We start from the raw sequence: 9,531 nt of genomic DNA, 5'->3' as shown, positions 1-9,531 counted from the left end.
CCCGAACCTGGAGTGCACCCTGAGCGCCCCCGCGACGGCCCGCGTGGGCGAGAGCGTGGAGGTCCTCTTCAAGCTCACCAACCGCTCCGCGCAACCGGTCTGGGTCCTGAAGTGGCAGACGCCGCTGGAGGGCATCCTGGGCACCGTGTTCCAGGTCACCCGCGACGGGACGGAGGTGCAGTACCAGGGTCCCATGGTGAAGCGCGCCGCGCCGTCCGCCTCCAGCTACGAGGCCCTGGCCCCGGGCGCCACGGCGGAGAACCGCGTGGAGGTGACGCAGGCCTATGACTTCAAGACGCCGGGCACCTACCGCATCACCTTCCGCGATGAGCTGATGGACGTGGCCACGCGCCAGGAGGACGTGCCCCGCCCGGGCGGCGACTACAAGCCCACCCCGGTGAAGTGCGCCCCGGTGGACGTGACGCTCACCGCGCGCTGACGGGCAGCTCCCGGTTTTCCCGGGAAGCGGGTGTCCTCCTTCAAGCGGGCAGGCATTGTCCCCCTCCTCATGAGGGCCCGGGCGCGATACACCTGGGCCCACCATGGCGGACACCTCCTCGATCCACATCCCGACGGTCGACCTCGCGGACCTCGCGTCGGGCGAACCGGCCCGCCTCGAGCGGGCCGCGGCGGCACTGCGCGAGGCCTTTGGCGTCTTCGGACTCGTGTTCGTGAAGAACCACGGGGTGGACGCGCCCGCGCTGGAGCGCTTCTACGACGCGTTCTCCGCGTTCATCGCCCTGCCCGAAGCCGTGAAGCGCCCCCTGGGCCGCGCGGACCTCTGGTACCAGCGCGGGTGGACGCCGCCCAACACGGAGGTCGCCGTCGCCGGCAACGGGCAGCCGGACTTCAAGGAGTGCTACTTCGCGGCGCCCACGCCCAACGACGCGCAGTCCGCGCTGGAGTTCCCGGAGCTGTACCCGGAGAACATCTGGCCCGACTCCGCGCCGCCGTACTTCCAGGACGGCCTGCTCACCATGGGCCGCGCGCTGCACGAGGCCGGGCTCAAGCTGCTGCGCGGCTCCGCGCTGGCGCTGAACCTGCCGGAGACCACCTTCACGGACTTCTGCGACCGCGCGCCCCACGTCACACGCGCGCTCCAGTACCTGCCCCTGGGCCCGTCGCAGGTGAACACCGGCATCCTCTGGGGCGAGGAGCACACGGACTTCAACCTGCTCACGCTGCTGCCCGGGGGCCGGTTCCTGAACCCCGAGGGCCGTCCGGCGCCGAAGCCGGATGACCAGAGCGGCCTGTACCTGCGCACGCGCGCGTCGCCGGACGCGCCGCAGGGCCAGATGGTGCGCGGCACCGCGCCCGCGGGCTGCATCGTGGCGCAGGTGGGCCAGCAGCTGGAGATCCTCACCGGCGGCACGTTCCTCGCCACGCCGCACGTCATCACCGCGCCGGGCGTGCCGGGGTGGCAGCGCCAGTCCGCCGCGCACTTCATGCACGTGCACACCAGCACGGTGCTCTTCCCGCTGCCGGGCTTCCGCACGCCGGAGGCGGTGGGCAACTACGCGCCGCCGGTGCTCGCGGGCACGTACGACATCAAGACGCTGGTGGACATCGGCCTCGCGCCGCCCGCCGCGCTCGACAAGCTGGGCTACCGCCATTACGACCGGCTCAACCGGATGCGCGCTACCTCGTAGGGCTGTCAGGGGCCGCCACGCCTTGTGGCTGGCGGCGGAGGTCGGGCTGCGTTACAGCCCGACCCCAGCATGGCCAACGCCCTCAGCACGTCCGTCTTCCGGCATCGCGACTTCCGGCTGTATCAAATCGCCCGTCTGTGCGCGGTGCTCGCGGCGCAGATTGAATCGGTGGCCATCGGCTGGCAGGTGTACGAGCTGACCGGGAGCGCGCTGGCGCTGGGCTACACGGGCCTGGCGCAGTTCCTCCCCTTCCTCGCCTTCAGCCTGCTGGGCGGACAGGTGGCGGACCGCTTCGACCGGCGCCGCATCCTCGCCATCTGCCAGACCGTGATGCTGGTGTGCAGCCTGCTGCTGTTGTCCTTCACGCTGGGCCACGTCACCGACGTGCGGTTCGTCTACGGCGTGCTGGTGCTGTTCGGCACCGCGAGGGCCTTCTACGCGCCCGCGGGCTCCGCGCTCACGCCGTACCTGGTGCCGCCCGGAGAGCTGACGCGCGCGGTGGCGGTGAACTCCACCACGTGGCAGGTGGCCACCATCGCGGGGCCCGCCGTGGGCGGCCTGCTCTACGGGTGGCTGGGCGGCAAGGGCGTCTACATCGCGTCCGCGTCGCTGTGCGCGCTCACGGTGGTGTGGATCCTCTCGCTCAAGGTCCGGACGGGCAGCGCGTCGCGCGAGCCCATCTCGCTGAACACGCTCGTCGCGGGCCTCCGGTTCGTGCGCCAGAAGCGCCTGCTGTTGGGCAGCCTCACGTTGGACCTGTTCGCCGTGCTCCTGGGCGGCGCGGTGGCGCTGCTGCCCATCTACGCGCGCGACGTGCTGCACACCGGGCCCTGGGGCCTGGGCCTCTTGCGCAGCGCTCCGGCCGCGGGCGCCGCCGTGGTGGCGGTGCTGCTCGCGTTCCGTCCGCTGGGCGGCAATGCCGGGTGGAAGATGTTCGGCGCGGTGGCGGTGTTCGGCGCGGCCACGCTGGTGTTCGGCCTGAGCACGTCGCTGCCCCTGTCGCTCGTGGCGCTCGCCATCGGTGGGGCAGCGGACATGGTGAGCGTGGTGGTACGCCACACGCTGGAGCTGGTCTCCACGCCGGACGACATGCGCGGCCGCGTGGGCGCGGTGAACACGATGTGCATCGGCGCCTCCAACGAGCTGGGCGAGTTCCGCGCGGGCTCGCTCGCCGAAGCGCTGGGCGCCGTGCACGCCGTGGTGATTGGCGCCGTGGGCACCCTCATCGTGGTGGGCCTCTGGGCGTGGCTCTTCCCCGAGCTGCGCGATGTGGACCGGCTGGAGTCCGCCGCGCACCGGCCGCCGCCCGAGCCCGAGCCCGAGCCCGCCGACGCGCCCTCCGTCTGAGCCACGCCCGGCGTGCAGGGGGCCCGCGCCCCCAGGTGAAACCCTTGGGCCTCCGAGCATTGAACGCCACGTGAGGGCCTTGTTGCCTGGAGGGCAACGCCCGGGTCCGCCGCTGTAGCGCGAAGGGACACAACCGGGTTCGTCCGACCCCCACCTTCCGAGTGCGCCCGGGCAACGGCATGGTCCGTGCTTGGTGGTGGGGCCCATGGGGTATTACTGGAACGTGATGGCACTCTCCGTGGGAGCGGTCTTCTGCTTCGTGTTGGGCCGGGCCCTGTTCGAGGGCGCCGAACCGGCCCCCGCCGTCGCGAGGGTGAAGCCCCTGCCTCCCTCGCCCGTGCGCCATGCGGACGCGGGCCACCACCCCCGCAAGTAGGGCCCCGGGCCCGGCCTCATTTGCGATGATGCGCGCCCGGTGAACGCGACGGGCACCCTCCTCTTCCTGCTGCTCTGGGCGGTGCTCCTCGCGGGGGCGCTGTCCATCGTCGTGTCCACGCTGCGCACCGGCGCGCCCCCCATGCCCAGCCCGCCCCGCGTGCGGCGGGCGCTGCTCGCGATGCTTCCGCGCGACACCACGGGCACGCTGCTGGAGCTGGGCGCGGGCTGGGGCGGCGTGGCCTTCCTCCTGGCCGACCACTGCCCCCAGGCCCGCGTCGTCGCCTACGAGCTGTCCTGGCTGCCGTTGCTCTTCATGCGGCTGCGCCAGCGCTGCTTCCCCCGCGCGAACCTCACCCTGCGTCGCGAGGACTTCTTCCGTGCGTCCCTCCAGGACGCAAGCTGCGTCATCTGCTACCTGTCCCGGGGGCACATGGCGCGCCTGGCGCCCCGCTTCGCGGCCGAGCTGCCCGAGGGCGCCCGCGTCCTGAGCCACACCTTCGCGCTCCGGGGGTGGACGCCCGCGCGCACGGTGCGGCTGGACGACCTGTACCGCACCCCGGTGTACCTCTACGTGGTGCCACCCCGGGAACAGGCCCGGTAGAGTCCCCGGCCGGGCACGCATGGCCCGCCCCTTCGTTCCACCCTTCCCGTGAGAGACGCGACGCGATGAGTGACTTCCAGTTCCAGGACATGCTGCCGCTCGGCAAGGACGAAACGCCCTACCGGCTGCTCACGAAGGAGCACGTCTCCGTGCTGGAAGCCGGCGGCCGGTCCTTCCTCCAGGTGGCACCGGAGGCGCTCACGCTGCTCACCCGCGAGGCCATGCGGGACATCTCGCACCTGCTGCGTCCCGGGCACCTGCGGCAGCTCTCGAACATCCTCCAGGACCCGGAGGCGTCGAACAACGACCGCTTCGTGGCGCTGGAGCTGCTCAAGAACGCGAACATCGCCGCGGGCGGCGTGCTGCCCTCCTGCCAGGACACCGGCACCGCCATCGTGATGGGCAAGAAGGGCCAGTACGTCCTCACGGAAGGCGGCGACGAGGCAGCCATCTCCCGGGGCGTGTTCGACACGTACCTCACGTCGAACCTGCGCTACTCGCAGATGGCGCCGCTGGACATGTACCGGGAGGTCAACACGGGCAACAACCTGCCCGCGCAGATCGAGCTCTACGCCACCGACGGCGACGCCTACAAGTTCCTCTTCATGGCCAAGGGCGGCGGCTCCGCGAACAAGAGCTACCTGTTCCAGGAGACCAAGGCGGTCCTCAACCCGCAGAGCCTGCTCGCGTTCCTGGAGACGAAGATCCGCTCGCTGGGCACCGCCGCGTGCCCGCCGTACCACCTGGCCATCGTGGTGGGCGGCACGTCCGCGGAGTTCGCGCTGAAGACGGCCAAGTACGCCTCCGCGCGCTACCTGGACTCGCTGCCCACGGAGGGCAACGCCCTGGGCCGCGGCTTCCGCGACGTGGCGCTGGAGCAGGAGGTGCTCAAGCTCACCCAGCGCACCGGCATTGGCGCGCAGTTCGGCGGCAAGTACTTCTGCCACGACGTGCGCGTCATCCGCCTGCCGCGCCACGGCGCCTCCTGCCCGGTGGCCATCGCCGTCTCCTGCTCCGCGGACCGGCAGGCGCTGGGGAAGATCACCCGCGACGGCGTCTTCTTGGAAGCGCTGGAGACGGACCCGGCGAAGTACCTGCCGGAGGCGAAGGACACGGACCTGTCCGACGACGTGGTGAAGCTGGACCTCAACCGCCCCATGAGCGACCTGCGCGCGGAGCTGTCGCGCTACCCCATCAAGACGCGCCTGTCCCTGTCGGGCTCGCTGGTGGTGGCGCGCGACATCGCGCACGCGAAGCTCAAGGAGCGGCTGGACCGGGGCGAGGGCATGCCCCAGTACATGAAGGACCACATGGTCTACTACGCGGGCCCGGCGAAGACGCCGGAGGGCTACGCGTCCGGCTCCTTCGGGCCCACCACCGCGGGCCGTATGGACGCGTACGTGGATCAATTCCAGGCGGAGGGCGGCAGCTTCGTGATGCTCGCCAAGGGCAACCGCTCCCCGGCCGTCACCGAGGCGTGCAAGAAGCACGGCGGCTTCTACCTGGGCTCCATCGGAGGCCCCGCGGCCCGGCTCGCCAAGGACTGCATCACCAAGGTGGAGGTGCTGGAGTACGAGGAGCTGGGCATGGAGGCTGTGTGGAAGATCGACGTGGTCGACTTCCCGGCCTTCATCGTCGTGGACGACAAGGGCAACGACTTCTTCGCGAACATCAACAAGCCGTCCGCGAAGAAGGCCTGAGAAGCCCTGCGGCCTGCCGCCCGCGCCCTACTGCTCGCAGTCGAAGCCCTTGCGGTAGAGCGGGCGGCAATCGTCACAGACGTACCAGGCCTCGTCGTGCGAGCAATCCACCAGCTCGCTCGCGTCCGGGGGGCCGCGTCCTGGCCGCTTCTCGTTGCAGCCCACGCAGGCGCGCGTCCGCTTCGCCGCGTCCGCGTGGTCATGGTCCAGCACGGTCGCCTTGCGCTTCGCGACCCGCGGCACGGCCGGCGTGCCCTCCGCCACGGTGAAGTTGGGCGGATCCTGGACGAAGTTGTGGATGGGGCTGCCGGGCCGGTACTCCACCTTCCGCGCCTGCTCGTCGAGGGCGAGCAGGGGCGCGAACGTGAAGGGCCCCACCGTCCGCGCCCGCTTGGCGCGGATGCTCGGGGACAGCTCCTCGAGGAGGAACTCGGGATACTCGTCGTCGCGCAGGTGGACGATTCCACCCGGTGAGCATTGCTTCGCCAAGTGTTTGCGATTGGAACAGGTGTGCTTGTAGGCCCGCCAGGGTCCGTTGCCCTGGGGCGGCGGTCGCAGCACGAAGTAGCCGACCTTCGAGTCCGTGTGCTGCCGGCTCAGCTTGTCGTCCGTGTAGACGACGATGTGGCCCAGGACGCCGTTCGTGCGATTGCTGCACGCGAGCCCCTTCGCGTGCACGGACCCCAGGGCGTCCTCATCATGGAAGCCCTGCCGGGGATGGATGCAGTTGGTGGAGTAGACGCGCTGGACCGTGTCCTGGTCGCGCAAGAAGTCGAGGATCTCCTGTCGCGGGTGACCGTGGGCATGACGTCCCGCGGAGATGATGGCCGCGGACGGGTTCAGGGCCGCGACGAAGCGCGCCGAGGTGCTCGTCTCGGCGCCATGGTGCCCGACCTTGAAGGCACAGACGTGGGCGGGCAGCGGCAGCCGCTCCTCCATGGCCCAGGGAAGATCGCCGCCGGTGTAGTAGGTGAACTGGTTCATCGTCAGCAGGCACGCGATGCTGGCCGTGTTGTCGTCCCGGAGGTCGGGCGTCCCCACGTGGATGATCTTCAGCTGGCACCCGCCACTGTCGATGAGGAGCTCATCCGTCTGGGCAACCTCCCAGTCCACATCCTGCTCCTCGCAGGCACGCTTCAACCCGTCGAACTTGTCCTGGTTGTGACCGAACTTCGGGACCAGCAGTCGCCCGATGCCGAAGGCAGGCGATTCGACGACAGGGACCAGTCCCTCGTGGTGGTCGTTGTCGAGGTGGGTGCAGACGACAGCGTCCAGGTATTTGATGCCCAGCCTTCGCAGGCACCGGACCACATACCTGCCCCGGCACTTGCGCCCACCGTCGATGAGCACGTGGAAGTTCTCCCCCTGTCCCAGGAGGCTGATGAGCGAGGACTCCCCCTGGGAGACATCGAAGTGGATGATCCGAAGTCGTGTCGTGTACATCCCACTCCTTCACACCGTCAGTCGAACTCGAGCGCGCGCTGGAAGTCGGCGGGGTTGGAGGCCGCGCTCTGCGCCGTCTCCAGCGTGATGTCACCGTTGCGGTACAGCTGCGTGAGGTGCTGATCGAAGGACTGCATGCCGAACATGTCGCGGCCCTTCTCGATGACGTCCTTCAATTCGCTGGCGCGGTCGTCGCGGATGTACTGCTCCACCGTCTTCGTCTGCACCATGATCTCCAGCGCCACCGTGCGGCCCTTGCCGGTGGCGCGCGGCAAGAGGCGCTGGGAGATGGTCGCCTTGAGGCAGTCCGCCAGGCGCATGCGCACCATGGTCTGCTCCTCCGCCGGGAACACCGACACCAGGCGGTTGATGGTGCGCGACGCGTCCGTGGTGTGCACCGTGGACAGCACCAGGTGGCCCGTCTCCGACGCCTTCAGCGCGATGTCGATGGTCTCCGTGTCGCGCATCTCACCCACCAGGATGACGTCCGGGTCCTGACGCAGCGCCGCGCGCAGCGCGATGGCGAAGTTCTGCGTGTCCGGGCCAATCTCCCGCTGGGAGATGGAGGACTTCACGTTCTTGTAGATGAACTCGATGGGGTCCTCGATGGTGAGGATGTGCAGGCTCTCCGTGTGGTTGATGTGGTTGATCATCGACGCCAGCGTGGAGCTCTTGCCGGACCCCGTCGCCCCCGTCACCAGCACCAGCCCGCGCTCGTTGCCGGCGATCGTCTTGAGCACCTGCGGCAGGCCCATGCCGTCGATGCTGGGAATCTCGTCCGGGATGATGCGCAGGATGCAGGCGAGCGAGCCCCGCTGCCGGTAGATGTTCACGCGGAAACGCGCCACCCCCGGGAGGCTGTAGGACGAGTCGCACTCCTGCACGCTGTCCACCTGCGCCTTCATCAGCGGATCATTCATCACGTGCAGGGCCACCTGCTTGGTGTGATCCGCTTGCAGCTTTTCCATCTTCAACGGCCGCAGCACCCCGTTCACCCGGTAGATGGGGGGGTCGCCAGGGCGGAAGTGGATGTCCGAAGCCCCGTTCTGGACGCCAACGGTGAGCAGCTTGTTCAGGGTGTTCAGATCCAGGGTGATGCCTCGCACGTCACGAATGGAGCGGAGGATTCTAGGAGAAGGCGCTCGATTCCCTCCAGGATTGCAGTGTGGGAAGCATTCTCCCAGCCCTGCTGTATTGATTCTCCCCGCAAAACCAGGAAGGCGAGTACCCCAGGGGATGGTGGAACTGTCCTCGACTGCTCACCAGTGGCCTTCCAGCCTGCCCAGGTGGCCCGGATGCCCTGCCTGGAGGCCATGGCGAACATCCGGGCATGAACGCACGAACCGAGCAGGCCGCTGGATACGAGGAGCTGTCTTCCGCTGACTTCGCCGCCCTGGAGGTGTGGGACCCCACGCAGGTCGTCATCACGCCGCGCATGGCGGCCCGGCTGTGGTTGCAGACGAGCCTGCGGCTGACGCGGGCGCAGAAGGAGCTTCACGACGCCATCTTCGGCAACGACGGCACGGACGCGGGGTTGGACCGCTTCGCCAGCGCCCGCGCGGAGCTGGACTCGGCGGAGGCGTGGGCCCTGCACGTGGCCCGCAACATCCCCCGTCATCGCTAGTCCCACCTTCTTCCTTCCCCCCCGGAAGTGACGCATGGGTGGCGGCGGGTCGGCCGCGGGCGGGAGCCCGTTTCCGTCCCGTCGTCACCCGTCGTCGTTTCCAGCGGTGGCGGCGGGCGCTACTCGTCCTTGCGCGGATTCCCGCACGGGTTCGGGCCTGGAGGCGCGGACGCGAGCCGCTGGAGGCCGCCCTGGAGCTTCTCCAGCAGGCGCGACAGCTCCTCGAACTCCTCGGGCGCCAGGTACGCCTTCGCCTCCTCGTCCAGCCACTCCGTCGCGCGCTGCAGGGCCTGGAACTCCTTGCGGCCCGCGTCGGTGATCTCCAGGCGCACGCAGCGGCGGTTCTCTCCCGCGCGGCGCTCCACCAGCCCATCCTCCTCCAGGCGATCCACCAGCCGGCTCACCGCGGGCGCGTCGATGAGCAGCCGCTCCGCGATGACCGCCTGGCTGTGGATGTCCAGCACGTGGATGTACTTCAGCACGAGCAGCTGCATCAGCGGCCGGTCCGTTTGCTCACCAACCTTCTGGCTGAGGAGACGGACCACAGCGCGTCGCGTTGATGCCACTTGCTCAGCGAGGGTCATGGGCGTAAGAGATGATTGCATTCAACAACGGTTGTCAATTACATCTTGACCGCGCGCAGGGGCCGGGGGGGTGTGTTTGCCACACGCCCACCGGAAAGTCCTGCCACTCCAGAGTATGGCCACCCCCAGCGCCCTTCTCGTTCTCTTCCTCGCCGCCGCGCCCCAGGCCCAGCCTTCCGCGCCCTCCGCCGAGTCGACCCCTCCG

At 69.4% G+C, this 9,531-nt stretch carries 10 protein-coding genes; 7 read left to right on the top strand and 3 right to left on the bottom strand.

Annotated elements, in window-relative coordinates:
* The 6 genes from D7X74_RS43275 to D7X74_RS35065 all read left to right on the top strand — a co-directional run.
* Window positions 1-439 (top strand): protease (locus D7X74_RS43275; RefSeq protein ID WP_120537352.1); only part of this gene is annotated, 439 nt, incomplete at its 5' end.
* Window positions 440-542: 103 nt separating this feature from the next.
* Complete coding sequence (locus tag D7X74_RS35080) at window positions 543-1,649, top strand: isopenicillin N synthase family oxygenase (protein ID WP_120537351.1); 1,107 nt, start codon at window positions 543-545, stop codon at window positions 1,647-1,649.
* A gap of 69 nt (window positions 1,650-1,718) precedes the next feature.
* The gene (locus D7X74_RS35075) at window positions 1,719-2,996 is read left to right on the top strand and encodes an MFS transporter (protein WP_120537350.1); all 1,278 of its coding nucleotides are present in this window, start codon (window positions 1,719-1,721) and stop codon (window positions 2,994-2,996) included.
* A 205-nt stretch (window positions 2,997-3,201) separates the two neighbouring features.
* A complete protein-coding gene (locus tag D7X74_RS43270) occupies window positions 3,202-3,372 on the top strand; it encodes a hypothetical protein (RefSeq protein ID WP_158620484.1) in 171 nt (56 codons plus the stop codon).
* Window positions 3,373-3,411: 39 nt separating this feature from the next.
* Entirely contained in the window at window positions 3,412-3,975 is a 564-nt protein-coding gene (locus tag D7X74_RS35070; RefSeq protein ID WP_120537349.1) for a class I SAM-dependent methyltransferase, read from the top strand.
* Between the two features lie 65 nt (window positions 3,976-4,040).
* Window positions 4,041-5,675 (top strand): fumarate hydratase, encoded by a 1,635-nt coding sequence (locus D7X74_RS35065; protein WP_120537348.1) that lies wholly within the window; start codon window positions 4,041-4,043, stop codon window positions 5,673-5,675.
* Window positions 5,676-5,702: 27 nt separating this feature from the next.
* On the opposite strand, the gene D7X74_RS35060 is transcribed toward D7X74_RS35065, so the two are convergent.
* Window positions 5,703-7,118: a ComEC/Rec2 family competence protein gene (locus D7X74_RS35060; RefSeq protein WP_120537347.1), complete on the bottom strand. Its 1,416-nt coding sequence runs from the start codon at window positions 7,116-7,118 to the stop codon at window positions 5,703-5,705.
* Window positions 7,119-7,135: 17 nt separating this feature from the next.
* On the bottom strand, window positions 7,136-8,224 hold the full coding sequence (locus D7X74_RS35055) for a type IV pilus twitching motility protein PilT (RefSeq protein WP_199732955.1): 1,089 nt from the start codon (window positions 8,222-8,224) through the stop codon (window positions 7,136-7,138).
* Window positions 8,225-8,448: 224 nt separating this feature from the next.
* Between D7X74_RS35055 and D7X74_RS35050 the strand changes: the two genes are divergently transcribed.
* Entirely contained in the window at window positions 8,449-8,742 is a 294-nt protein-coding gene (locus tag D7X74_RS35050) for a FruA-associating protein, FapA (RefSeq protein ID WP_120537345.1), read from the top strand.
* A 119-nt stretch (window positions 8,743-8,861) separates the two neighbouring features.
* On the opposite strand, the gene D7X74_RS35045 is transcribed toward D7X74_RS35050, so the two are convergent.
* Window positions 8,862-9,236 (bottom strand): MarR family winged helix-turn-helix transcriptional regulator, encoded by a 375-nt coding sequence (locus tag D7X74_RS35045; protein WP_233602392.1) that lies wholly within the window; start codon window positions 9,234-9,236, stop codon window positions 8,862-8,864.
* Window positions 9,237-9,531 lie beyond the last annotated feature (295 nt).

This window comes from Corallococcus sp. CA047B (assembly GCF_003612065.1).
Lineage (GTDB): Bacteria > Myxococcota > Myxococcia > Myxococcales > Myxococcaceae > Corallococcus > Corallococcus praedator.
This window is presented reverse-complemented; position numbering and strand designations above follow the sequence as displayed.

Coding starts and splice junctions, on each gene's coding strand:
- D7X74_RS35050 (WP_120537345.1), top strand. CDS start 8,449: ATGAACGCACGAACCGAGCAGGCCGCTGGATACGAGGAGCTGTCTTCC.
- D7X74_RS35080 (WP_120537351.1), top strand. CDS start 543: ATGGCGGACACCTCCTCGATCCACATCCCGACGGTCGACCTCGCGGAC.
- D7X74_RS35045 (WP_233602392.1), bottom strand. CDS start 9,236: ATGCAGCTGCTCGTGCTGAAGTACATCCACGTGCTGGACATCCACAGC.
- D7X74_RS43270 (WP_158620484.1), top strand. CDS start 3,202: ATGGGGTATTACTGGAACGTGATGGCACTCTCCGTGGGAGCGGTCTTC.
- D7X74_RS35060 (WP_120537347.1), bottom strand. CDS start 7,118: ATGTACACGACACGACTTCGGATCATCCACTTCGATGTCTCCCAGGGG.
- D7X74_RS35075 (WP_120537350.1), top strand. CDS start 1,719: ATGGCCAACGCCCTCAGCACGTCCGTCTTCCGGCATCGCGACTTCCGG.
- D7X74_RS35065 (WP_120537348.1), top strand. CDS start 4,041: ATGAGTGACTTCCAGTTCCAGGACATGCTGCCGCTCGGCAAGGACGAA.